Raw genomic sequence first — 25363 nt, forward strand, 5'->3', positions numbered from 1 at the left:
ATGATCATGGTGGTCTTTTGCTCCGCCAGGGAGCGGATAACCTTCAACACCTCGCCGGTGAGCTCCGGGTCCAAGGCAGAGGTAGGCTCGTCAAAGCAGAGAATATCCGGCTTGAGAGCCAGCGCCCGGGCGATGGCCACCCGTTGCTGCTGGCCGCCGGAGAGCTGGTGGGGATAATGGCCAGCCCGGTCGGCTAACCCCATCCTGCCCAACAGTTCCCGGCCATCTTTCTCAATCTGGGCGTAGATCTCCTTTTTTTTCTCCTTAAAATCGGGACGTTCCCTGGCCAGAAGCTGGCTGGCTAGGGTCACATTTTCCAGCGCGGTGTATTGGGGAAAGAGGTTAAATGACTGGAAAACCATCCCAAAGTGGAGCCTTTTCTTGCGGATCTCGCTCTCCCTCTGGGTAGAGGGGTCAGCGGCGTCAAAAAGGACCTTATCCTGGACCAGGATCTGTCCCTGATCCGGGGTTTCCAAAAAATTTAGGCAGCGTAGCAGCGTGGTCTTTCCGCTGCCGGAGGAGCCGATGATGGCTAGGGCCTGGCCCTGCTCCAGTTCGAAGCTGATGTCCTCCAGCACACGGGTGGCCCCAAAGTGCTTTTCGATATTCTTGACCTGTAAAACAGCCATTTCAGCGCCTCCTCATCTGAAGTAATCCAGCTTTTTCTCTGTCCGGCTCAACAGAAATGTGACCAGTCCATTGAACACCAGGAAAAACACACCGGCATAGAACAATGGCCAGATCATAGCCTTGTTTCCAAACTCCTTCGCCATGGCGATGACCTCTTTTACCATGATAAAGTTAGCCAGAGAGGTGTCTTTGATCAGGGTGATGATCTCATTTCCCATGGGCGGGACGATGCGCTTGATGACCTGGAGGAGCGTGACGTGGTAAAAAATCTGGCCCTTTGTCATGCCCAGCACCTGTCCAGCCTCCTGCTGCCCTCTGGGTACGCCCTGGATACCGCCCCGGAAAATTTCTGAGAAATAGGCCGCGTAATTAAGCACAAAGGCCAGACAAGCAGCCGTCATCCTGGGAAGCATATGTCCAGGATTCAAAAAACCGGGCAAATAATATACAATGGCCAGCTGGAGCATCAGTGGGGTGGAGCGCATCAGATAGACATACAGCCGGGAGACCCCGCTCAACGGCTTCCAGCGACTGATGGACCCAAAGGACACGATCAGCCCTAGCGGCAGCGCCAGCAACAGTGTCACGAAGAATATCTGGCAGTTGAGCAAAAAGCTCTTCCCCAGCATGACGTTCACAGTCTGAAAACTCATGTTCTCTCTCCTTTGCCTTCCCATCAAACACAGCACAGGGCAGGAGGGATCGCTCCCCCCTGCCTTGCGGTCTGGTCGCCGTGTCTTTTCTTTTTACTGATTGGCCAGCAGCAGTTCAGCCAAGTCATATTTCTCAGCCAGGGTATTCAAAGTGCCGTCCTCAATGAGCGCCTGCATGGCCTCATTGACCTTCTCAGCCGCGTCGGAGTCTTTGCGGAAGCCGACGCCGTACTCCTCCACGGACAGCTGCAGATTGGGGATAATCATCAAATCGGAGTAGTCCCCCTGGCCCACCATAGCGCCGGCCAGTACAAAGTCCAGTACGGCGGCGTCGGCGGCGCCGGTCTTGACTTCCAGAAGGGTGTCGGTCTGCTTGGCAGCGGAGATGTACTCAGCCTGCTTTAGACTTTCGTCTGCACCCTCGCCAATGATGGCGGCCTCACCGGCAGAGCCGGCCTCGGCCTCCACCGTCTTACCCACCAGGTCGGCGGTGGACGTATAGACATCGGCGTTGTCGGAGCGGATCACCACCACCTGGTAGTTCTTGATGTAGGGATCAGAGATGGTCAGAGCCTCCTGCAGCTCAGGGGTAATGGTCATGCCGTTCCAGATACAGTCGATGGTCTGGGCCTGGAGCTCCATGATCTTGCTGTCCCAGTTGATCTCCACAAACTCAGGGGTGACACCCAGCTTCTCGCAGACGGCGGTGGCAAACTCAGTCTCAAAGCCAGTCAGCTCGCCATTGTCGTCAAAATAATTCATGGGTTCAAAATAGGTAATGCCGATCTTCATCGTACCGTTGCTCTCGATCTTAGCCCAGTCGGAGTCCGCCGCGTCCACAGAGCTGTTGTCCCCCTGCTGGCTTCCAGAGCTGCCATCCGAGGCAGAGGCATTGGAGCCGGACTGGCTGGACTGGTCCTGAGTGCCGTTATTGCCGCAGGCGGCCAGAGACAGGCACATGGCCAAGGCCAAAACAAGAGAAAGAGTCTTTTTCATAGTTATGTATCCTCCAATTCTTTCAGCAAACCCCAGGGATCACTCCCTGTGACACTTTCGCATTTTAGCACGCTAATGCGATATTGTAAAGAGGAAAATGAAAAATTTTTTTGATTTTCTTTTTTGCCAAACGCTCTCCTTCCTCTTTCCGGAAAAAATATCACCTTCCACAAGATAAGGGGGCCGGACGGCCATCCCCTTTGTTGGAGGAAAACTGTCACGGGAATGAGGTCGTTCATCCTCATGTCCAACTGACAGTGCTCCTCCGAGAGATAAACCGCCCGGCCCCTGATCTGCCTCACTCAAAAGGCGCTCATAATCTGTCCCAATGTGGACCAGATTACTTCATGCCGTTCTCGTAGGACTCGATCATCTTCTTGACCATCTGGCCGCCCACGGAGCCAGCCTGCTTGCTGGTCAGGTCGCCATTGTAACCCTGCTTCAGGTTGACGCCCACCTCGTTGGCAGCTTCCATCTTAAACTTGTTCATCGCTTCACGGGCATTAGGCACCATAATTTTATTGCTGTTGTTACTAGACATGATTCCTCTCTCCTTTTACTGTTTGACTGTTTTGGTTTGGATGGAACATCCACGCATATCATTTCCCCAGCCGGATCAACTATACCTGTATCATCTTTCCTTATCCAGGCAATTTTCCTGAAATATCCTTTCCTCTTATGATTGCTTAAATAAGCAAATTTCTCTTTTAGCGTACACCGCACAACTGACAAATAGCTGCGCGCGATACTTTCCTATTTCTCTTGAAGGATAAAACGCCAACCACAAAATATTGCCTCTATACAATCCAACTGGAGCACACAAACTTCGGAGAGACAATCCATTTTTATTTTTTGCCTAGCTCTTTCCGCCAAAATACTCTTAATTGGCTATATCCTAAGCCCATCTTAATATCAGATATACACTCCTTAATAACGCAATAATGTCTGGCATGATAGGATAGCAAAATAGAAAATGATTTCCAGAATAAATCGGAGGGGAAGTGAAGTTCACATGGTTTCAGGGAAGGACAATCCTTTGCATGATGGAGGGAACCTGGTAGCTTCCGGTCAATTAAAAATATTTTTCGGCTATGCCGCCGGGGTGGGCAAGACCTATGCCATGCTGGAGGCGGCTCACCATGCTAAACGGGAGGGCATTGACGTGGTGGTGGGCTATGTAGAGCCCCATGCCAGACCGGAGACTCTGGCGCTGCTGGATGGGCTGGAGGTCCTTCCCACTATGGAGACGGACTACCGTGGGATCAAGCTGCGGGAGTTCGACCTGATTGGAGCGCTTGACCGTCACCCACAGCTCATCCTGGTGGACGAACTGGCGCACAGCAATGTCCCAGGATGTCGCCATATGAAGCGGTATCAGGATGTGGAAGAACTCCTCCAGGCGGGCATTAACGTCTACACTACCGTGAATGTCCAGCATCTGGAGTCCTTAAATGACTTGGTTTCCTCCATCACAGGCGTTGTGGTGAATGAGCGAATCCCCGACTATGTATTTGACCGGGCCAGCCAGGTGGAACTGGTGGACATCGAACCCTCCGACCTAGAGAAACGTCTGAGAGAGGGGAAGATCTACCGTGCACAGCAGGCAAAGCGGGCATTGCAGAATTTCTTTACTACGGAAAATCTGGCTGCCCTGCGGGAGATTGCCATGCGCCGGACCGCAGACCAGCTCAACCGCTCCGCGGTGAGCAAAGGGAAAGAGAAAAGCGCCAAGGCGGGCGAACATATCCTGATCTGCCTGTCCTCCGCCCCGTCAAACGCAAAGGTGATCCGAGCCGCCGCTCGGATGTCAGAGGCATTCCACAGCGGGTTTACGGCACTGTTTGTCCAGACGCCGGAGACCAAGGAGCTGTCTGGGGAAAATATTAAACGCCTGCGGAGCAACCTGCGCCTGGCGGAGCAGCTAGGCGCTCAGATCGCCACTGTTTACGGTACCGATCCGGCGGAACAGATCGCGGAATATGCCCGGGTCAGCGGAGTGACGAAGATCGTCATGGGCCGAATGAACCACAAACAGAACCCCATCTTGCGGAAAAAGAGCCTGGCCGACCGCCTGATTGAGCAGACAGACCTGGATGTCTATATCATCCCTGACAGGCAGCCGATCTATAAAAGGCCGATGCAGAAGGTCCGGCGGTCAAAGGAACGATTCTCCATTCGGGACTTGGGGACTACTCTGCTTTGCTTGCTTCTTGCTACGGCGCTTGGCTTCGGATTTTACCAGGCCGGCTTCAGCGAGTCCAATATCATTACCGTCTACATTCTCGGCGTGCTGCTGACTGCAGTCTCCACCAACGGGCACCTGTACGGCGCGGCTAGTTCTCTTATCAGTGTCGCAGCCTTCAATTTTTTCTTTACAGAGCCACGCTTCTCCTTTCAGGCCACCGACCCCAGCTATCCTGTGACCTTCCTGATCATGCTTACCTCCAGCATTATTGCCAGCTCTCTGGCCAGCCGGGTGAAAACGCAGGCCAGTATGGCGGCGGAGAAAAGCTATTACACGGAGTTGTTGCTGGAGAGCAGCCAAAAGCTGCAGACTGTCCGCACGGAATGGGATTGCCTGCGCCTAACAGCGGAACAACTCAGCCGGCTGTTTGATAGACCCGTTCTTTATGCTTTGAGCAGCCCAGAGACGGAACTGAGTTTTCGGATCGAGCCAGCGGACGAACAGGCACTGGTAGCAGGGCTGAGTACGGAAGATATCGGTGTGGCCAAGTGGGTACAGAAGAACAACAAGCACGCCGGAGCTACCACCAACACGCTGCCTGACTCCAAATGGCTGTTTCTGTCCGTGCGTGGTACCCGTGGGCCCATGGGAATCGTGGGTATCCCCATTTCCGGTTATCCTGTGCCGGATGCCTTTGAGAAAAACCTGATGATCGCTATCCTTGGCGAGTGCGGACTCAGTCAGGAGCGTATCCGCGTGGAATCGGAGCAGACCTGGGGAATGGACCGCTCACAGGAGTAATTTCTTAGAGGACAGTGCAGCCAATTTTTATTTTCTGTTAATACGAACGTGGAATCCTTAATCCTCGCTTTTTATGGATTGCAGTATCCTATGGAGGTAATTTGAGGCTGACAAACACTAGCTGTCAGCCAGAAGAGAAAGGAGAAATGATTGAATGATGGACATTTTCATGATAGGGACTCTGGCGGTCAGTTTCGGTCTGGTATGGCTCTTGATCCGCTGGTGCCAAAAGCAGTTGGATAACCCGGAATCCTAAATCTCACGGAAAGGAGAGCAAAACTGTGATTGCACTTGGAATTATCGTTCTGCTGCTGGGCGCCTATCTCGTTTACGCGCTGGTGCACCCGGAGCGCTTCTGAGATGCCTAATACCGCAGAAAATAGGAGGAATACGATATGTTGCAGCTGGCGTTGACAATTATCATTTTTCTGATTATTGTCATTCCGGTTGGACGGTATATGTATCATATCGCCACATGGAACCACACCTTGGCCGATCCGGTCTTTGACCGTCTGGACGGCGTTATTTACAAAATTGGCGGCGTAAATCCCCATCAGGGCATGAACTGGAAACAGTACGCCTTGGCCCTGGTGGGGACCAACGCGGTCATGGTGGCCATCGGCTACCTGATCCTGCGTATTCAGAGCGTCGGGATCTTCAACCCCAACAACATTGGCAACATGGAGCCGACTCTGGCGTTCAACACCATCATCAGCTTCATGACCAACACGAATCTACAGCATTACTCCGGCGAGTCCGGACTGAGTTACTTAAGCCAGATGCTGGTCATCATCTTTATGATGTTCGTCTCTGCCGCCAGCGGCTACGCCGCTTGCATCGCGTTTATCCGCGGGCTGACCGGCAAGACCAAAGATGATGTGGGCAACTTTTTTGCCGACCTGACCCGCATCACCACCCGTCTGCTGTTGCCGTTCTCCATTGTGGGCGGCCTGTTGCTGGTGTGGCAGGGCGTGCCCCAGAACTTTGATTCCAACGTCGTGTTGAATACTCTGGAGGGCACCTTCCAAACCATCGCCATGGGGCCCATCGCCGCCCTTGAGATCATCAAGCACCTGGGCACCAACGGCGGCGGCTTCCTGGGTGCCAACTCCTCCACTCCATTGGAGAACCCCACCATTATTTCCGACCTGATTGAGCTGTACTCCATGATGCTCTTCCCCGGCGCCTGCGTCATCACCTTCGGCAAGATGGTCCGCGGCCGCAGGAAGAAAGATGACAAGGACGACGATGATAAGAATTCGCCTAAGGGCGGCGCTTCTGGCGGTCAGTTGTCTACCACATCTTCCGCTGGCACATCTCATGGTCCCCGCCTGAACGACCACAGCCTGACCGCTGCCATCTACGGCTGGGAGGGCCGCACGATCTTCCTGGCTATGGGCATCATCTTCCTGGTTGGTCTGAGCGTCTGCTATTGGGCCGAGCTTCAGGGCAACCCGGCGCTGGCCAAGATTGGCCTGAGCCAGTCCATGGGCAGCATGGAGGGCAAGGAAGTGCGCTTCGGCATCGCGCAGTCCGCCATGTTCACCACAACTACCACCTCGTTTACCACAGGCACCGTCAACAACATGCACGATACCTTGACCCCCCTGGGCGGCATGATCCCCCTGCTGCACATGATGCTCAACGTGGTCTTTGGCGGCAAGGGTGTTGGACTGATGAATATGATTATGTACGCCATCTTGGCGGTGTTCATCTGTGGGCTGATGATCGGCCGCACGCCCGAGTACCTGGGTAAGAAGATCGAGGGCCGGGAGATGAAACTCACCGCGCTGTGCATTATCATCCATCCCTTCCTGATCCTGTTCTTCTCCGCCCTGGCGGTTTCCACCTCCGGAGGTCTGGAGGGGATCACCAACCCAGGCTTCCACGGCCTGAGCCAGGTGCTGTATGAATATTCCTCTTCCGCGGCCAACAACGGTTCCGGCTTTGAGGGCCTGGCAGACAACACCTACTTCTGGAACATCACCGCAGGCTTGGCCATGTTCTTCGGCCGGTATCTCTCCATCGTCATTCAGCTGGCCATCGCCGGCTCCCTGATGCGCAAGCGGTTCGTCAACGAGACCGTCGGGACCCTGCGTACGGATACTCTGTCCTTCGCTGTGATCCTGGTGTTCGTAGTCTATATCTTCGCAGCGCTGACCTTCTTCCCCGCGCTGGCACTTGGCCCCATCGCAGAGCATCTGACCCTGTGGGCCTAAGGAGGGCGTTTCCATATGAGTAAGAAACAAAACAAGAAATTTATCACCCCGGAGATTCTCCGGGGGGCGGTGAAGGGCGCGTTTGTCAAGCTCAATCCCCGCTATATGATGAAAAACCCCGTTATGTTCGTGGTGGAGATTGGCTTCTTCATTACCCTGCTGCTCTCCTTCTTCCCCGGCCTGTTCGGGGATGTGGACGCGGCCTCCCTACGGATTTATGATATCATTGTGTGCGTCATTCTCTTTATCACCGTTCTGTTTGCCAACTTCGCCGAAGCCGTGGCCGAGGGCCGCGGCAAGGCCCAGGCGGCCAGTCTGAAAAAGACGCAGAAGGACACCGAGGCTCACCTGCTCCATGAGGACGGCAACGAGAGCATCGTCCGTTCCAGCGAGCTGAAGAAGGGCGACGTGGTCATGGTGGTGGCTGGCGAAGTCATCCCCGGTGACGGCGAGGTCATCGAGGGTATCGCCTCGGTGGATGAGTCCGCCATCACCGGCGAGTCTGCCCCTGTGGTCCGGGAGAGTGGCGGCGACTTCTGCTCAGTCACCGGCGGCACTACCGTGGTGTCCGACTGGCTGAAAATCCGCATTACATCTGAGCCGGGAAACAGCTTTTTGGACCGGATGATCGCTCTGGTAGAGGGTGCCTCCCGCAAAAAGACCCCCAATGAGATTGCGCTGAACACCCTGCTGGTATCTCTGACCATCATTTTCCTGATTGTGGTGGTGACCATGTACCCCTTCGCTGTGTACAGCGGTGTGCAGATCCCTGTTTCCACCCTGATTGCCCTGCTGGTATGCCTGATCCCCACCACGATTGGCGGCCTGCTGTCCGCCATCGGCATTGCGGGTATGGACCGGGTCACCCGCTTTAACGTTATCGCTATGAGCGGTAAGGCGGTAGAGGCCTGCGGCGACGTGGACACCATGATTCTGGATAAGACCGGCACCATCACCTTCGGCAACCGTCTGGCGGCCGACTTCTTCCCGGTGGAGGGGGCCAACCGCAGCGACCTGATCCGCTGCGCCGCCCTCACCAGCCTCCACGACGAGACCCCCGAGGGCAAGTCCACGCTGGAGCTGGCCCGCCGGCTGGGTGACAGCAGTGAGGAGACCACAGGCTCTGTATTCATCGAATTCACTGCCCAGACCCGCATGAGCGGCGTGGATCTGCCCGACGGCACTAAGATCCGCAAGGGCGCCAGCGACGCCATCGAGCAGTATGTAAAGGAAAACGGCGGCAGGATTCCTGCTGACCTGCACACCCATGTGGAGGAGGTCTCCTCCCTGGGCGGCACCCCCCTTGTGGTGTGTGAAAACAATAAAATCTTGGGTGTCATCTATCTGAAGGATACAGTAAAGCCCGGCATGGTGGAGCGATTCCAGCGGCTGCGCGCCATCGGCATCAAGACGATCATGTGTACCGGCGACAACCCCCTGACGGCAGCTACCATCGCCAAGGAGGCCGGCGTGGACGGCTTTGTCGCAGAGTGCAAGCCGGAGGACAAGATCGCCCTGATCAAAAAGGAACAGGCTGAAGGCAAGATCGTAGCCATGACTGGTGACGGCACCAACGACGCCCCCGCTCTGGCCCAGGCTAATGTGGGTCTGGCCATGAACTCCGGCACCACCGCCGCCAAGGAGGCGGCCAACATGGTGGACCTGGACAGCGACCCCACCAAGATCCTGGAGGTGGTGGAGATCGGCAAGCAGCTGCTGATTACCCGCGGCTCTCTGACCACCTTCTCCATCGCCAACGACATCGCAAAGTACTTCGCTATCATCCCCGCCATGTTCCAGTTGGCTATCCCCGAGCTGAACGTGCTGAACATCATGGGGCTGGCCAGCAACTACAGCGCCATTCTCTCCGCCCTGATCTTTAACGCCATCATCATCCCCTGCCTGATCCCCCTGGCCATGAAGGGCGTCAAGTACCGCCCCATGTCCTCTGGAAGAATGCTGGGCCGGAACATGATGATCTACGGCGTGGGCGGTGTGATTGCCCCCTTTATCGGCATTAAGGTCATCGATATGATTATCGCTCCGCTGCTGACTATGATTGGCTTTGGAATCTAAGGAGGGACCTGAACTATGAACGAGACAAAATATGGTATGGGCCACAATATCCGTCAGGCCTTCCTGGTTACGGTGGCGCTGCTGGTACTGTGCGGCCTGGTGTTCCCGGTGCTTCTCAGCGGCCTGTCCGCCTTGATTTTCCCCAGCCAGGCCCAGGGCACTCTGGTAATGGCGGACGGCGTGGCAGTAGGCGCCAAGAATGTGGGGCAGGAGTTCACTGAGGACTACTTCATGTGGAGCCGCCCCTCCGCCTATCACTACAACACCTACTATGAGGAGGATACCGACGGCGACGGCCAGGTAGAGCAGTATTACAACGACGGCTCCGCGTTTGCCGGCCTGAGCTCCGGCTCCAACAACTACGCCCCCTCCAACCCCGCCCTTGCCGAGCGTGTGGAGGCCGACATTGCGGCCTTTCTGGAGAAAAACCCTGGTGTCAGCCGCGAGGACATCCCCACTGATCTGATGACCGCCTCCGGCTCCGGCCTGGATCCCCACATCTCTCCCGCCTCTGCCGATGTTCAGGTCCCCCGCATTGTAGAGGCCTCTGGCCTCAGCGATGAGCAGGTCCGTCAGATAATCGCCGACAATACGCAGGACAAAACACTGGGCGTATTCGGCGAGGAGACTGTCAATGTGTTGGGCGTCAACCTGGACATTGCCCTGGCCATGGGCCTGGTGAGCGAGGTCAACCACTGAGCGCCTTTCTTCAGAGAGGATAGACTGGTATGGAAGTTCACTTTGAAAAAATGGCTGAACGCCGATTTGCACCGCAGACCATGGCCACCGACGAGAGTCCAGCCATGCTGGTAATTTGCCTGATTCGGTCCCTGAAAAACTGGTTCGGGCAGTCCAGCAGGACTCAAACAGATGGCAGCCAACTGCAATTCGGTTATGAGCTGCTGGATCTCCCGGTTCAGGAATTTGCGGAGACCTTCGGCCCGTTGATCTATGAGATCCAGCGGGTGTGGCCGGTCCAGGCCTTTGGCCTGGGCAGCCAGGATGAACTGGTCGGGCTGTCCTTTCCCAACGATGGCAAATCGGCTGTTGTCCGGCAGCACAGTATCTCTGGCCTCTGGTACAATGAGCTCCGGGACCTGTATCTTTGTATTCAGTTCCCGGAGCCTCAGACAGCGGAGTGTATGTCCCGGCTGCTGAACGCGGCGGAATATGATATGGAGGCTGTGGCGCTGGAGTGGAAGTACGCCGACTTCTTGGAGCAGCAGAAGCTGTGCCGGATCGATCACACACTTTCCTTTTGTTATGTAATCTTGCAGGAGGCGGAGGATCAGAGCCGGACCGGCGTGTATCTGTCCGCTTTGACGGCCCAGCAGAAATGTCAATTGTGGCGCACATTTTTGGAGAAGGGGCTGCCGCAGCCTGAATTTGAATGGCTCCGCAATGCTTTGCTTCAGGGCGATATTCCAAACTGGATTGAGTGGCATCTCGCGCTCTATCGCGTTCTCGAGGAGCTTGGTATTCGATTCCTGTGCCGGGATGGGCAGTTTGTACTGCTGGATCGGCAGGGAAAGAAGCTCTACTTTGGCATAGACCACGGTAATTCCGCAGCACAGGTATTGATGAAGGTGCTCTTCCCCCTCAGGCGTTGAGCGGCTCCCTTCCGCTCTCGTTGATATAGCCGGCGGCCAGTCTGAATTCATTCGGCTGGCCGCCGACCTCTTATTGTACCCTTAATACCACAAAAGGTTTCTTTTCCCCACTTTTAACTCCACGGGATTATGATAGGGCCTGCAAGGAGGGATTGCTATGATGTCCGCAATGAAAAAACGTCTGCACCATTTTAATGCTTGGTTTGATGCGTCTTTGGAACAGTTTATGCTCCAACACAAATTGCTGGGCTTTCTGACGGTTTTTATTGGGATGCCTCTTTTTATATTGGCTGCGGTATTTATTTGTACAATTGGTATCGTCCTACCGATGGCATGGATTTTTGGAGTGATGTAACACAATGGCGATGGCCTTAATATTCCTTTAATGCCAAGGCAGATATGCTAACGCTTCATTAAGACTAAGTGTGGATAATATTGCTTAAGAAGATATAAAGGCATATTAAGAGGGTTAAGGCTTATGTGGCAAATTTTCCATAAAAATAACACATCGCCGTTTCAAATTATTATCATAGGATTCTCCCTCGTAATCCTGCTTGGAAGCCTAATGCTAATGCTTCCCATCTCGACTCAGTCTGGTACCACCACTTCGTTCTTGGACTCCCTGTTCACTGCGACCTCCGCTGTCTGTGTGACAGGACTGGTGATCCATGATACGGCGACCTACTGGTCAGAGTTTGGGCAGTTTATCATCATTTTGTTGATTCAAATCGGCGGATTAGGAGTTGTGACCGTGGCGGGCGCGTTCTCCATCCTCTCTGGCCGCAAGATCGGGCTTATACAGCGGAGCACCATGCAGGAAGCTATTGCGGCGCCTAAAGTGGGTGGAGTCGTGCGTCTGACGGGGTTCATCCTCAAAACAGCCCTGGTGGCGGAGATGGTAGGGGCGGCTGTGATGCTTCCTACGTTCTGGAGGGAGTTTGGTCTGGTAAAGGGGGTTTGGTATGCTCTGTTCCATTCCATTTCTGCCTTCTGCAACGCTGGATTTGATTTGATGGGCATTAAAGCCCCCTTTTCTTCCTTAACGGATTACTCGGACAATCCAGTGATTTCCCTGACTATCCCGTTGCTCATTATTATCGGGGGTATTGGCTTCTTAACCTGGGACGATATCAGGACAAACCATCTACATATTTCTCGATACCGAATGCAAAGCAAGGTGATTTTGACTGTCACTTGTGGACTGATCTTAATTCCCAGCATCTACTTTTACTTCTTTGAGTTTGCACAGGCCCCTCTGAAAGAACGGCTGCTTCTATCTTTCTTTCAAGCGGTTACGCCCCGGACTGCCGGATTTAATACGGCGGATTTGAATGCGATGAGTGAAAGCGGCCAGTCCATTATAACAGTTCTTATGCTTGTTGGCGGCTCCCCCGGTTCCACCGCCGGCGGCATGAAAATCACTACCTTAGCCGTTCTGCTGGCCAATGCCATGGCAGTTTTTCGACGCAGTGAGTTTCCTCACTTCTTTAACCGCAGAATTGCCAGGGAAATTGTATCTCAGGCAGCGACGATTTTCATGATGTATCTTACGCTGCCCCTGGCGGGCGGGTTGATCATCAGCCGGCTAGAGGAGCAGCCCATTCTGGACTGCCTGTTCGAAACGGCTTCCGCTATCGGAACAGTAGGCCTTTCTCTGGGGCTGACCCCGCAGCTGCAGACCGCTTCCCACCTGATTTTGATTGTATTGATGTTTTTCGGGCGGGTAGGCGGGCTCACGCTGATTTTTGCTACCCTGTCCAATACACAACACTCCAGCGCCAGGCTCCCGCAGGAGCACATCACAGTAGGATGAATCTGTAAATAAAAGAGGACGAAACAATGAAAACAATTCTGCTGATTGGTTTGGGCCGTTTCGGCCGACATATCGCAATCAAGCTGCATGAGTTGAACCATCAAGTGATGGTAGTGGATCAAAATGAAGATCGGGTAAACGCGATACTGCCCTATGTGACCAACGCCCAGATTGGGGACAGCACCAATGAGGAATTTCTTGCGTCCCTTGGGGTGTGTAACTTTGATGTGTGCATCGTGGCCATTGGGGATAACTTTCAGAGTTCTTTGGAGACCACATCCCTTCTGAAAGAATTAGGGGCAGTAAAGGTAGTGGCTCGGGCTACACGCGACATTCAGGCCAAATTTCTGCTTCGCAATGGGGCGGATGACGTGGTCTACCCCGAAAAACAAATGGCGATTCAGACCGCAATTCGGTATAGCTCAGACAATATATCGGATTATATCGACTTAGGTGATAACCACGCTATGTTTGAAATCGGCGTCCCCAAGAGCTGGGTCGGGAAAACGATCGGACAGTTGGACGTACGTAAGCGGTATCATGTGAGCATCATGGCGATTAAGCAAAATGGAAAGTTCTCCATGACGGTCATAACCCCAGAAACGTGTCTGCCGGCAAACTGCACCATGCTGATTTTGGGTACGCACAAGGATATTCAAAAGTGTTTCCATATATAGGACAGCTTCCTTGCGGGAAAGGATGAATTTGTGATGGAAGGTGTGGTTTTATTTGGCGGATTTCTGGCGCTTGTACTGTTTGGCTATTTCCTGGCAGGAAAGCTGGACTGTTTTCTGAACAGCGTCCAGCCTTCCACACAAGCGAAGGGGGACTCCTGTTCTTTAAAGATTGCCATATCAAATCCCTGTGCTTTGGCGCCGGTTGCAAGAGCCCTAAAGGAACTGCAGGGGCAGTATCCGGATATAGAAATCAAGATGTACATGGGGAAAGAATGGGAAATTATGAGAGATCTTGAGTCCGGAGTTACCGACATAGCAGTAGTTTCCGCTGAAGCGGAAGACAGCGGCCAGACCCACAGTGCCTGCTTTATATGCTGCCCCCAGCCGCTTTCCGTCGATGGCATGACACTGATGCCCGCAGATACGGAAAATCAGCGGCAAAAGCTTCTTTGGAAAGACATCCAATCTCCCATTCCCATTCAAAAACTTGTCCAGCGGCTTTGCGGAAGAAGTGACTGAAATGTGTTATAATAAGGCCGTTGGAGGTGATTGTATGGAGCAACAAACTGCAGTGAGGATAGAAAAGGGCCGAGGCGCTCTGACGATTTTTGCAAGCTACTTCTCAGGCACTGGGAAGACCTTTCGAATGCTGGAGGCCGCAACACAAGTCCATCGGGCGGGCGGTGATGTGGTTATCGGGTTGCTCTCCTGCAGCCAGTGGCCCCAGACACAGGCTATGGCGGAGCCATTTGAGTCTATGCCCCAGCGGGCAGTTACAGCGGGCGATGACGTAATCTATGAGATCGACCTGGATGCTTGTCTGAAGCGAAGACCACAGATTCTTCTGATTGATGATCTATCCCATGTGAATGCCGAAGGCTCCCGCCACAAGAACCGCTATCGGGACATTGAAGAGTTGTTGAAAGCCGGCATCGATGTCTACACCACCGTGGATATTCAGCATATCGAGAGTATCCAGGAAACGGTTTTTGAAATCTTTGGGGCACCGGAGAGTGAGCGGATTCCAGACTGCGTATTTGACCAGGCGGCGCATGTGGAATTCATAGATATGGAACCGGAGCAGCTGCAGAATCGTTTGAAACAGGGGTGCGGCGCCCGAATACCATCAGCCGGCTGCACCTTATCCCAACTGAACGCTCTCCGGGAGCTTGGACTGCGCCGGTGTGCAGACCGTTCGGCCCTCTATGCCTCGACCCAGCCCGCCCAAAGTCAGGCGCTATACCGTATGCAGGAGCACATTCTGGTGTGCCTCTCTTCTGCGCCATCCAATGCGCAGGTCATCCGCACCGCGGCCCGTATGGCGGGCGCATTCCGGTGCGGCTTTACTGCCCTGTTCGTAGAAACCAGCAAGTTTCAGTGGATGCCGCAGTCGGATCGGGAGCGTCTGCGCGATAATCTGAAACTGGCGCAGAAGCTGGGAGCATCCATTGAAACAGTATACGGTGATGATATTGCCTACCAGATTGCGGAGTATTCTAGACTGTCCGGCATTACAAAGATTGTATTGGGCCGCGATATGATACCACATCGGTACATTTTTCGAAAAGCGTCGCTCACAGAACAGTTGATCGAACTTGCTCCGGATTTTGACATCCACATCATCCCGGATAACAGAAGATCAAACAGATTCACTTCCCGCTATCGGGAGGTTCTGCATACTCCCTCAGTTTCTCTAATCGATTTGGCGAAAAGCATACTGATTTTGGCGCTGGCCACCATCATCGGGTTCCTGTTTCACTGCCTGGGACTGAATGAAACTAACATTATTACAGTCTATATTTTGGGAGTTATGCTGACCTCGGTATTTACCAAAAACTCCGTATACAGTCTCATTAACTCGATCGCGGGTGTGTTGGCCTTCAACTTTTTTTTCACGGAGCCAAGGTTTTCCCTAAATGTACACAGCAACGACTATCCGGTCACGTTTGTCGTGATGTTTGTGGTTTCGTTTCTTACTAGCTCCCTGGCTGCCAAGCTCAAATCCCTGGCCAAGCACTCTGCGCAGATGGCTTGGCGGACAAAGATTTTGCTTGAAACCAGCCAAGATTTGCAAAAAGCGGGAAGCCAAACGGAGATTCTTTCTATCATTGCGGATCAGCTGCTGAAGATTTTGCAGCGGGATATCGTCGTCTACTGTGTAAAGGATGAGAAGCTCCAGGAGCCGGAGATTCTTTTGGCAGAGGAGTCTGGCCTCAAAGCGCAGTACACCACGGACCAGGAAAAACAGGTGGCCCAGTGGGTCTTGACCAATAACAAGCGGGCCGGTGCTGGTACAGAAACTTTTTCCGATGCTCGATGCACTTACCTGTCGGTACGGGCCGGTGAGCATATATATGGAGTCGTGGGGGTTGCGGCAGCGGGCAAGGGGTTGGAGACCTCCGAAAACAGCATCCTCCTCTCTGTATTGGAGGAGTGCGCCCTGGCAATGGAAAATCAGCGGCATCTGGAGGAAAAGGAGGCCGCCGCGGTCTTGGCTAAAAACGAACAGCTCAGGGCCAATTTGCTGCGCTCCATCTCCCATGACCTGCGTACTCCGCTCACCTCCATTTCTGGGAACGCCAGCAATCTTCTCTCCAACGGAGATATGTTTGATGCTAAGACCAGACAGCAGATGTATACAGATATCTATGACGACTCAATATGGCTGATTAATTTAGTGGAAAATCTGTTATCTGTCAGCCGGCTGGATGGGGGCAGGATGAACCTGCATATTTCCACCGAGCTGGTAGATGATGTGGTGTCTGAGGCCCTGCGGCACATCAACCGTAAAAGTGTGGACTACCATCTGCACACGCAGGGTGACGACTACTTGTTGGCTCAGATGGATGCCCGCCTGATTGTCCAGGTCGTGATTAATCTGGTGGATAACGCCATCAAATACACACCGCCCGGTTCAGACATTGATATCAGCTGGAAACGGCAGGGGAAATATGTCCTGATCACTGTGGCCGACAATGGACCGGGAATCTCCGACGAAGCGAAACCTCATATTTTTGATATGTTTTACAGTGCATCCAACCAAATTGTGGACAGCCGCCGCAGTATGGGGTTAGGCTTGGCACTGTGCAAGTCAATTGTTAACGCCCATGGCGGTGAGATCACAGTTTCGGATCAGTTACCTCATGGGGCTATGTTTACATTTTCTATACCAGCCAGGGAGGTAGATCTGCATGAATAAACCATTGATTTTAGTAGTTGAGGACGATGTGGCAGTCCGAAACTTGATTACCACAACGCTGCGGGCCCATGATTATCGTTTCCTGACCGCGGCGAACGGAGAATCCGCAGTCTTGGAGGCCAGTTCCCATAACCCGGAGATTGTCCTGCTGGACTTGGGGCTGCCGGATATGGACGGCGTCGAAGTGATCCGCCGCATCCGCTCTTGGTCGAATCTGCCCATTATTGTCCTCAGTGCCCGAAGTGAAGATACAGACAAGATTGGCGCACTGGACGCCGGCGCGGACGATTATTTGACCAAACCGTTCTCCGTTGAGGAGCTGCTGGCCCGTCTGCGTGTGACTCAGCGGCGCTTGGCCACTTTGCAGACCGGCATGCTGACTTCTGGCGCTGTTTTCACCAATGGGAAGTTGAAGGTGGACTATGCTGCCGGCTGTGCCTTTCTGGATGGCCAGGAACTGCACTTGACGCCCAGTGAGTACAAGCTGTTATGCCTGCTTTGCAAAAATCTGGGCAAAGTGCTGACTCACACCTTTATTACCCAACAGATTTGGGGACGAAGCTGGGAAAATGATGTGGCTTCTCTGCGCGTATTTATGGCGACTTTGCGCAAGAAGTTAGAAAAAGAACCGGGCTCTCCTCAATATATCCAAACTCACATTGGGGTAGGGTACCGTATGCTGAAAGTAGAATAGTTTTGAGCGGAAGCAAGAATGGCTGTACAGCAAAGTGTTTTATACTTTTCATTCCTCGCGGCCTTCATGTTTACTATCCAGAAACAGATGTAAAGATGCAGAAAAGTTTACTTTATAGGTAAACGAAGCGCATTGTATGCCTTGCATACAATGCGCTTTTTTGAGTCAATCCGCCGATATAAATATTTACTTTTCACAGGTTCCTAAACAGTTCGAGTTTCACACAGGATGTTGGCGGTTCTTCCACTTAGGCAGTATGTACTGGACATAAAAAGTCCCAGCCGCTCTAAAAGGCCGGCCGGGACTTTTTTCACATCAGCTTGACTGTGTAGTAGACCAGCAGGGCAAACAGCCAAGCTACCATCAGAAAGATCAGGTAGTAGGCCACGAAGGAACCCAGCGCCATAGCTGCCGCCAGTGCCAGCAGACTGGCCAGGCAACTGACCAGCACCACAGGGTAAGAGGCGTTCTTGCTCAGGAACTGGAGCTCCCGCTCGCCATATTTGACCGTGCCTCCGCTCTTTTTCAGCCACAGCGCGGCTGCGGTCACTGCCAGGATACCCACAAAGACCAGGCCCGATTCCAGTGTCAATGCGCCTCCAAAGCGGACACACCACAGCCCCAGGATGGACAGCCCCACCGCCACGGCGGAGAGGAAAAACTCCTTCTGGTAGAGGTAGTACACTAGAGCCAGGCCGGCCCAAGCAGGAACCAGCAGGAACAGCATCCGCACCCCTGTTCCCTTGAATGCCAGAGTCACATGGGCACAGATGGCCAGAGCGCCAAAAGCAGCGGTCAGCACCACCGGAAGCACCAGTTTTTCACCTTTCCGGAAGCGCAGCACAGACCAGACCAGGCACAGTATGGCAGCCACAGCCCCGCCAATCCGCACCACCTTCAGCAGCGTATGGAGGGTAGTAGCCAGGTTCACGGAGGCCTCATCCACACGGAAGTTGATATAATATCGGTTGATGAGCAGCAGCAGGAACTCCAGGATGATGGCCGCTCCGACCCACAGCAGTCCCCGATTTAGGGCCATATCCTCCTGGTGACGGCGTGCTTCTCTCTGCTTTTTATCCATTTGCGTTCAATCTCCTTGCAACCGGGCACAGCATCCCGGAACAGTCTGACAAATTGTCTATGGTCCAGACAGATTATTATTGTACCAGATACGCTGTTTTTTTGCAACAGAAAAAAAGGAAAAAGAATCCTTAAGAATCTTTTACGAAAAATCAGGACACGGTTTCCCGTGCCCTGACGTGAGTGGCAGATGAGCTCAACCGTTGCTGCCAAATTCGCTGAAGAATCGGTCATGGACCGCCTGGACAGCCCGCTCGGCGTCCCGCTCGTCCACCAAGACAGACACCTTGATCTCGCTGGTAGAAATCATGTTGATATTGATACCGGCGGAAAACAGGGCCTCAAACATCTTGCAGGCCACACCGGCGTTATTCGCCATACCCGCACCCACGACGGAGATCTTGGCGATCTGGTCATTGAGCTCCACCGACTTGCAGCCGATGACCTCCTTATTTTCCTCCATGACCTCACGGGCCCGCTGGCTGTCACCCCGTGCTACCGTGAAGCTGATATCCTTGCTGCCGTCACGGCCGATAGACTGGAGAATGATGTCCACGTTGATATTCTCCTTGGCCAGCAGAGAAAAAATCTTAAAGGCGATGCCCGGCTGATCCGCCAGGCCCACCAGAGCGATCCGGGCTACATTCTTATCCTTGGCTACACCGCTAACATGGGTCTTTTCCATGGTTTTGACAACCTCCTTGACTTTTGTACCGGGATTTCCGCTGAAACTGGACAGCACTTCCAGATTGACGTTATACCGCTTGGCCATCTCCACCGAGCGGTTGTGGAGGACCTGGGCGCCCAAGCTGGCCAGCTCCAGCATCTCGTCAAAGGTAATCTCCTCCAGCTTTTTTGCCCCTGTAACACTGCGGGGATCGGCAGTATATACACCATCCACATCGGTGTAGATCTGGCACAGGTCCGCGTGGAGCGCGGCGGCCAGCGCCACCGCCGAGGTGTCAGAACCGCCCCGGCCCAGAGTGGTAATGTCGTCATACTTGTTAATGCCCTGGAAACCGGCGACCAGCACAATCTTTCTCTTATCCAGTTCTTTCTGGATGCGCTCGGTGCGCACTCGCTTGATCCGGGCGTTACTGTAAGACGAATCTGTGAGCATCCCTGCCTGCCAGCCCGTGAGAGAGATGGCCTGATAACCCATACTCTCAATGCACATGGCGCACAGGGAAATGGAGATCTGCTCTCCAGTGGACAGGAGCATATCCATCTCCCGCTTGGAAGCGTGGGGATTGAGCTCCTTTGCTTTTTCGATCAGGTCGTCGGTGGTGTCCCCCTGGGCGGACAGGACCACCACAACATCGTTGCCTCGCTGATAGGTATCGGTGATGATACGGGCCACATTTCGGAGCTTATTAGCGTCAGCCACAGAGCTGCCGCCAAATTTCTGTACAATGAGTGACATTATGTGATTCCCCCTAAAGGTCAAGTGGTGATTTTATGATGAGGGCGGCTGACCGTCCCTCAAAAGCGGTGAAGGTGGCCGTCGGTTACCTTTGCAGCCAAAGCCTCCCCGCCATTCTATGCGTCAGTCCAGCACCCGGAACAGGGAGGCCACCTCCATCCCTCTCAGTTTGTCCAGCACCAACGGCCGGGGCATGGGAGCGGTAAGGAAGGCCACCTCAGAAGTAGGCGCGCCACTGCGGGCCAAAGGCTGTATCTCCCCACAGGCGAGTCTGGCCTGGTCCATGGTACCCTGGGCCCGGACGTACCATTTGGAGGTCAGGCCGTCGTCGGACACCACCAGGTCCGGAGACCCGGAGGCCCAGCCGTTATGCCGGTCCCGCTTCAGGTCCTTGGCAATATCAATGACATCGGCCACCACAGCGGAAGCGGTGGGCAGCTTACCCGCTCCCCGGCCATAGAACATCACATCACCGATGGCGTTGCCGGTGACGGCGATGGCGTTGAACACGTCCTCCACCCCGGCCAGAGGGGCTGTGTCCGCCACCAGATGGGGGGCCACAAAGGCGCACACCTTACCCTCAGGCTGGCGGATCGCCCTGCCCAGCAGCTTGATCTTATAGCCTTTGGAGTCGGCATAGGCCGCATCCCCTAGGGTGACGTGCCGTATCCCTTCCGTTGGCACCTGGTCTGGATACACGTGGTGTCCAAAGGCCAGCGCGGCCAGAATACAAATTTTCCGGCAGGTGTCATGCCCATCCACGTCGGCGGTGGGGTCCTTTTCGGCGTATCCTTTGTCCTGTGCCTCCTTCAGCGCCTGCTCAAAGGTGAGGCCCGCCTGTATCATTCGGGTCAGGATATAGTTCGTGGTGCCATTGAGGATGCCGACGACCTGGGTCAGCTCGTTGGCCGCCAGACAGGAAGTCAGGGGGCGGAGGATGGGGATACCGCCCCCTACGCTGGCCTCAAAGAGATAGCTCACTCCGTGCTCCTTGGCCAACTGGAGCAGCTCATAGCCGTGGGTGGCCACCAGCTCCTTATTGGCGGTGACAACGCTCTTTCCCGCCTTTAAGGCCCGGGTGGTATAGTCCAGGGCCGCTCCGGTCCCCCCAATGGTTTCCACCACAATATCCACCTGGGGGTCCTGCTCGATGATTGAGAAGTCCTTGACGAATAAATCTTGATAGGGCCCGTCAAAGACCTCTCTGGCTCTCATAATATATTTCAGCCGGACCAAGTCATCCACCCGGCTGTCGATCAAGCCGCCGTTTCTGGTCAGCACCTCGGCCACACCGGAGCCTACTGTACCAAAGCCCAGAAGTGCTACATTAACCATAGTAATCCCACCTTGTTTGATTTGTTCCCAAAAGTCAGCCTGCCAGTATCTCGCATCGGATGACCCCCTCGCCGGCCGACAGGCTGTTCAGCACGTCCTCCAGTGAGTCCTGGAGTGCGGAGGTCTCCGCGGTAATGGTGACCACAGCGCAGCCATTGACTGGGATGTTTTGATTGATAGTCAGGATGTTTACCCTGGTCCCCGCCAGCACGTTGAGGGCCCCTGACAGAATACCCGGTTCGTCCTTCAGCAGAATCTGGAAGGTGACGATGCGCCCATGGAGCATATCGTGGAAGGGCCGAACCGCGTCCTTATATTTGTAGAAGGCGCTGCGGCTGATGCCCACGGTCCGGGCCGCACCATTGACGGTGCTCTCCTCCCCTGTTTCCAGCAGCCGCTTGGCCTCTGCCACTTTTCGGAATATCTCCGGCATGGAGTCCGCCTCTACAATAAAATATTTTGCTGGTCCACTCATGTCCACACCTCTGTCTGTCCATCTGATACGGTCATCTGTTTCTGTGATGTGGTCTATTGTAACACACTCAGAGGCAGGATGCAACGAAAAACCCTATGGGGAAACGCTAAAATTCCCTCGACTATTCTCGGCCATCTCCGTCATTTTTGACAGAGTCCAGACAGACGCCGCGGAGTGTCTCTCCGCGGCGTCTGAGCCGTTCCGATTCATGGCCACTGGTCTTGGGGGATATCCTGGGAGGGCGGAGGACTGTCGGAACCCGATCCGCTCCCTGATCCACTGGGGTCAGTCTGGCTCCCAGACCCCGGATCATTGGGGTCCACCGGCTGGCTTGGATCCCATGGAAAGTTGGGATCACTGGGATCAGGCTGCACCACCGGGGCCTCGGTGTGGACAGTACAGGTCCCCTGGGCCTCCACCACGTCGAAGCGGTACATCTCATCCTGGGCTACGGCGGAGCCCACCTTCTCACGCTCGTAGTTGGGGTAGCAGACCTCCCGCAGGCTCTCCTCGGGGCAGTAGGGACCAGCGATGTGGTACAGGCCGGTCTCCGTGCCATCCTCGTTGAGGATTGGGCTGTCCACACACACCTTGACCACGCTCTCAGCGGTGTGGACGGTACAGGTCCGGCCATCGGGATAATCTTCCGGGAAAATATAATCGGTAGCCACCCGGCTGCCCCTTGGGTCCAGGGCGCAGTATTCACCAGCCAGCAGTCCGCTGTCCAGGCAGTAGGTGACCTGCTTCAGCCCGGAAACCTCAGGGAACTTCTTGTTCTCCAGCCCCTCGTGGACCTGGCTCATCACCTTTTTCCACAGCACGGCCGCCGGGTTGGCGCTTCCGGTCTTCATCTTCTCATTCTGCTCATAGCCGGTCCAGACGGCGGCAGTATAGTAGGGGGTATAGCCCACGAACCACCGGTCAAAGTTGTCGGAGGTGGTACCGGTCTTGCCAGCCGCCCGCATTCCGGACAAAGCCGCCTCATAGCCCGTATGGCCGTCGCCGCTGACCCCACTTCCGCTGATGACCCGCTGGAGCATGGTGTTCATATAATAGGCGGTGCTCTCCTTCAGCACCTGCTCCTTCTCTGGCTCATTCTCCAGCAGGACCACTTCCTCCCCGTCCACCAGCTGGGTCACCCGGGTATAGGTCCTGGAATAGGTGTAAACCCCGGCGCTGGGGAAAGTGGCATAAGCCTGGGCCATTGTTCGGCTGGACACGCCGGCGGTCAGGCCGCCCATGGCCATGGGGGAGATATCGATATCACTCATGATCTGGTCCCCAGACTGGACCGCGTCCACCAGATCCAGTTTGAACTTGTCCTTGCCAAAGGAAAAGCTCTCCTGAGGGGTAACATAGTCGGCCACCACCCGGACCGCGATAGTGTTGGCTGACCGCATCAGGCCGTCCTTCAGGGTGGTCAGGCCCCGGTAGCGGTTCCCGCCGGAGTTCAGGGGCCAGGCGGAGCCTGTTCTTGTATCATAGGGATAGTCGTCCAGCACGGAGATGGGGGATAACAGCCCCTTCTCCAGCGCAGGGGCGTAGACCGTCAGAGGCTTGATGGAGGAGCCGGGCTGCCGCTTGGCGGCGTTGGCGTAGTTCATGCCCCGGTTCTCTGTCTTCTCTCCAAAGCGGCCCACGATAGCCGCCACGTCCCCGGTCTCATTGTCGATGATGGTGATGGAGGACTGCATCTGCTGGCCGCTCTTAGAGGTATAATTCAGATTGGCCCGGTCCTCGTACACCGCCTCAGCAATGGCCTGAATCTCAGGGTCCATACAGGTGTAGATCCGCAGACCGCCGCGGGCCATGATCTGATCCAGCCGGGAGTCAGAAAAGCCATATTTTTCCTTCAGGTCCGCCCGAACATCGGAGATGACTGTCTCCTCGTACCAGTTGTAGATCTCGGTCTCCGCCTCCTCGCCCTCGGCCCGGACAAAGACCAGCTCCTGGGCCACGGCCTCGTCGTGCTCCTCCTGGGAGATCATCCCCTGCTTGAGCATCTCCCCCAAGATGACCTCCTGGCGGTACTTGTTCCACTGCCGGGCATCCCACACCTCACCGGTGCTGGTTTTAGACTTGGCGAAGGAATAGGGGCCGTACTTAGAGGGGTTGTTGGTGATGCCCACCAGGCTGGCGCACTCAGCCAGTGTCAGCTCGCTCACCGGCTTGCCAAAGTACTTCAGCGAGGCGGAGCCTACCCCCTCACAGCCTGCCCCCAGGGGGATGATATTCAAATACATCTCCAGGGTGTCATCCTTGCTGTTGTTCTGGGTAAAGCGGATGGCGCGAAATATCTCGGTGACCTTCCGCTTCACCGTGGTCTCGTTATAGTCTGTCATGTTTTTGATGAGTTGCTGGGTGATGGTAGAGCCGCCGGAGATGTCGTTGCCCAGGAACATATCCAGAACAGCTTTGGCCGTCCGCTTCCAGTCCACCCCCGGGTGGGTGTAAAACCGCTGATCCTCAATGGCTACAGCGGCCTGGGGCAGATATTTCGGCATCTCCTCCAGGTCCACCCAAACGGAGCTGGTACTACTGAGCAGGGTGGTCATCTCCACATACCGGCCCGTCTCTTTGTCCTGGTAGTACATGACGCTATTCTCACCCAGTTGGAAGTCGTCCATGCTCACCTCTACCTCGGGTAGAATGACCGTCTGGACATAGTAGGCACCAAAGCAGCACAGCACAGCGCCAGTGCACAGGCCTACCAGAAACAGGGTGCCCAGCACCTTTAGGATGGTGTTGCCCGTGCTCCCTCGCTTCTTTCTGGGCCGTCGGCGGGGATGCTGGTCGGCTGTCCGGCGCTGGCGGGAGGGGTATTCACTGTTTTCGTATAGAGAGTTATTGTTGTTTTGATCAGACACGTTGCTACCTCCAACCGGGGCGGGCTGTCCCCCGCGCTCCGATGGTCTTGGTGGATAACTACTGCTCAACACCGCGCTTCCCCAAAGGGCAAAAACGGCATGATACAGATACCATTATAGCATATTCTTTCCATTTGTCCACCCATAATCCCGGATAAGCCCTTTCCGGAGCACTCCCCATGGGACGGGCCGTTCTCGCTGTGTCCCGTCCCCAGCTTTTTACCCAGGCGAAATTTTACATCCTCCAGCCCTTGCATTTTTCCTCTCACCGGGTTAAAATAGAGAAGAAGAAAGAGCTGGAGGTAGCTTGCTATGAGTGAAGAGTTCGGCCCAGATTTCATCTCCGTCACCGACGAAGAGGGCAACGAGTTCGAACTGGAATTAGTCGATACCCTAGAGCACAATGGTGTCACTTACTATGCCATGTTCCCCGCCGTGGCAGAGGACGAGGAGACCGGAGAGCCAGTCGATGTGGATGCCGATGATGAGGAGTACGGGCTGGTCATCATGAAGGCCATCGTGGAAAATGGCGAGGAACTGTTGTCCACCCCAGACTCTGACGAGGAACTGGATACGGTCTATAACCTGTTTATGGAGCGTTTTTTTGAGGAAGAGGACGAGGAATAAGCG

At 54.7% G+C, this 25363-nt stretch carries 23 protein-coding genes; 14 read left to right on the plus strand and 9 right to left on the minus strand.

Annotated features, from left to right (window positions below; all coding sequences use genetic code 11):
- The 4 genes from OCV64_RS03440 to OCV64_RS03455 all read right to left on the minus strand — a co-directional run.
- A partial coding sequence (locus OCV64_RS03440; RefSeq protein ID WP_262669340.1) for an amino acid ABC transporter ATP-binding protein occupies window positions 1-629 on the minus strand: 629 nt, incomplete at its 3' end.
- Between the two features lie 12 nt (window positions 630-641).
- Window positions 642-1283, minus strand: coding sequence for an amino acid ABC transporter permease (locus OCV64_RS03445; protein ID WP_147570857.1), 642 nt, complete (start codon window positions 1281-1283; stop codon window positions 642-644).
- A 93-nt stretch (window positions 1284-1376) separates the two neighbouring features.
- Window positions 1377-2279, minus strand: a complete 903-nt coding sequence (locus tag OCV64_RS03450) for a transporter substrate-binding domain-containing protein (RefSeq protein ID WP_262669341.1) — start codon at window positions 2277-2279, stop codon at window positions 1377-1379.
- Between the two features lie 340 nt (window positions 2280-2619).
- Window positions 2620-2820: an alpha/beta-type small acid-soluble spore protein gene (locus OCV64_RS03455; RefSeq protein WP_147570859.1), complete on the minus strand. Its 201-nt coding sequence runs from the start codon at window positions 2818-2820 to the stop codon at window positions 2620-2622.
- A 495-nt stretch (window positions 2821-3315) separates the two neighbouring features.
- Between OCV64_RS03455 and OCV64_RS03460 the strand changes: the two genes are divergently transcribed.
- The 12 genes from OCV64_RS03460 (at window position 3316) to OCV64_RS03510 (ending at window position 17553) form a co-directional block, all read left to right on the plus strand.
- Window positions 3316-5265 carry a DUF4118 domain-containing protein gene (locus OCV64_RS03460; protein WP_240286938.1) on the plus strand — a complete coding sequence of 650 codons (1950 nt, stop codon included), beginning with the start codon at window positions 3316-3318 and terminating at the stop codon, window positions 5263-5265.
- 281 nt (window positions 5266-5546) lie between these two features.
- Complete coding sequence (gene kdpF / locus OCV64_RS16140) at window positions 5547-5624, plus strand: K(+)-transporting ATPase subunit F (RefSeq protein ID WP_081692053.1); 78 nt, start codon at window positions 5547-5549, stop codon at window positions 5622-5624.
- Between the two features lie 36 nt (window positions 5625-5660).
- Window positions 5661-7484, plus strand: a complete 1824-nt coding sequence (locus tag OCV64_RS03465; RefSeq protein WP_186852817.1) for a potassium-transporting ATPase subunit KdpA — start codon at window positions 5661-5663, stop codon at window positions 7482-7484.
- Window positions 7485-7499: 15 nt separating this feature from the next.
- Entirely contained in the window at window positions 7500-9560 is a 2061-nt protein-coding gene (gene kdpB, locus OCV64_RS03470; protein ID WP_147570861.1) for a potassium-transporting ATPase subunit KdpB, read from the plus strand.
- A 15-nt stretch (window positions 9561-9575) separates the two neighbouring features.
- Window positions 9576-10259, plus strand: a complete 684-nt coding sequence (gene kdpC, locus OCV64_RS03475) for a K(+)-transporting ATPase subunit C (protein ID WP_186852818.1) — start codon at window positions 9576-9578, stop codon at window positions 10257-10259.
- 29 nt (window positions 10260-10288) lie between these two features.
- Window positions 10289-11170 carry a hypothetical protein gene (locus tag OCV64_RS03480; RefSeq protein ID WP_262669342.1) on the plus strand — a complete coding sequence of 294 codons (882 nt, stop codon included), beginning with the start codon at window positions 10289-10291 and terminating at the stop codon, window positions 11168-11170.
- A 157-nt stretch (window positions 11171-11327) separates the two neighbouring features.
- The gene (locus tag OCV64_RS03485) at window positions 11328-11525 is read left to right on the plus strand and encodes a hypothetical protein (protein WP_243200987.1); all 198 of its coding nucleotides are present in this window, start codon (window positions 11328-11330) and stop codon (window positions 11523-11525) included.
- Between the two features lie 123 nt (window positions 11526-11648).
- Window positions 11649-12983 (plus strand): TrkH family potassium uptake protein, encoded by a 1335-nt coding sequence (locus OCV64_RS03490; RefSeq protein ID WP_262669343.1) that lies wholly within the window; start codon window positions 11649-11651, stop codon window positions 12981-12983.
- Between the two features lie 26 nt (window positions 12984-13009).
- Window positions 13010-13660 carry a potassium channel family protein gene (locus tag OCV64_RS03495; RefSeq protein WP_147570865.1) on the plus strand — a complete coding sequence of 217 codons (651 nt, stop codon included), beginning with the start codon at window positions 13010-13012 and terminating at the stop codon, window positions 13658-13660.
- A 33-nt stretch (window positions 13661-13693) separates the two neighbouring features.
- The gene (locus OCV64_RS03500) at window positions 13694-14179 is read left to right on the plus strand and encodes a LysR substrate-binding domain-containing protein (RefSeq protein ID WP_147570866.1); all 486 of its coding nucleotides are present in this window, start codon (window positions 13694-13696) and stop codon (window positions 14177-14179) included.
- Between the two features lie 34 nt (window positions 14180-14213).
- Window positions 14214-16859 carry a sensor histidine kinase gene (locus OCV64_RS03505; protein WP_262669344.1) on the plus strand — a complete coding sequence of 882 codons (2646 nt, stop codon included), beginning with the start codon at window positions 14214-14216 and terminating at the stop codon, window positions 16857-16859.
- A complete protein-coding gene (locus tag OCV64_RS03510) occupies window positions 16852-17553 on the plus strand; it encodes a response regulator (RefSeq protein ID WP_147570868.1) in 702 nt (233 codons plus the stop codon). Before OCV64_RS03505 ends, OCV64_RS03510 begins: the two co-directional genes overlap by 8 nt.
- 310 nt (window positions 17554-17863) lie before the next feature.
- Here the strand turns inward: OCV64_RS03510 and OCV64_RS03515 are convergent, their stop codons facing one another.
- From OCV64_RS03515 to OCV64_RS03535, 5 genes are all read right to left on the minus strand, one after another.
- Entirely contained in the window at window positions 17864-18634 is a 771-nt protein-coding gene (locus OCV64_RS03515) for a hypothetical protein (RefSeq protein ID WP_147570869.1), read from the minus strand.
- Between the two features lie 195 nt (window positions 18635-18829).
- Entirely contained in the window at window positions 18830-20056 is a 1227-nt protein-coding gene (locus OCV64_RS03520) for an aspartate kinase (protein ID WP_240286929.1), read from the minus strand.
- A 123-nt stretch (window positions 20057-20179) separates the two neighbouring features.
- Window positions 20180-21391 (minus strand): homoserine dehydrogenase, encoded by a 1212-nt coding sequence (locus OCV64_RS03525; protein WP_147570871.1) that lies wholly within the window; start codon window positions 21389-21391, stop codon window positions 20180-20182.
- Window positions 21392-21425: 34 nt separating this feature from the next.
- A complete protein-coding gene (locus OCV64_RS03530; RefSeq protein WP_147570872.1) occupies window positions 21426-21866 on the minus strand; it encodes an ACT domain-containing protein in 441 nt (146 codons plus the stop codon).
- A 206-nt stretch (window positions 21867-22072) separates the two neighbouring features.
- Complete coding sequence (locus OCV64_RS03535) at window positions 22073-24733, minus strand: transglycosylase domain-containing protein (RefSeq protein ID WP_147570873.1); 2661 nt, start codon at window positions 24731-24733, stop codon at window positions 22073-22075.
- Window positions 24734-24912: 179 nt separating this feature from the next.
- On the opposite strand from OCV64_RS03535, the gene OCV64_RS03540 reads away from it, so the two are divergent.
- Both OCV64_RS03540 and OCV64_RS03545 read left to right on the plus strand, forming a co-directional pair.
- Entirely contained in the window at window positions 24913-25053 is a 141-nt protein-coding gene (locus tag OCV64_RS03540; protein ID WP_262669345.1) for a hypothetical protein, read from the plus strand.
- Window positions 25046-25360 (plus strand): DUF1292 domain-containing protein, encoded by a 315-nt coding sequence (locus tag OCV64_RS03545; RefSeq protein WP_240286927.1) that lies wholly within the window; start codon window positions 25046-25048, stop codon window positions 25358-25360. Before OCV64_RS03540 ends, OCV64_RS03545 begins: the two co-directional genes overlap by 8 nt.
- The last annotated feature ends 3 nt before the right edge of the window (window positions 25361-25363 follow it).

Origin of the sequence: Muriventricola aceti, assembly GCF_025567565.1 — a bacterium.
Classification (GTDB): domain Bacteria; phylum Bacillota; class Clostridia; order Oscillospirales; family Oscillospiraceae; genus Lawsonibacter; species Lawsonibacter aceti.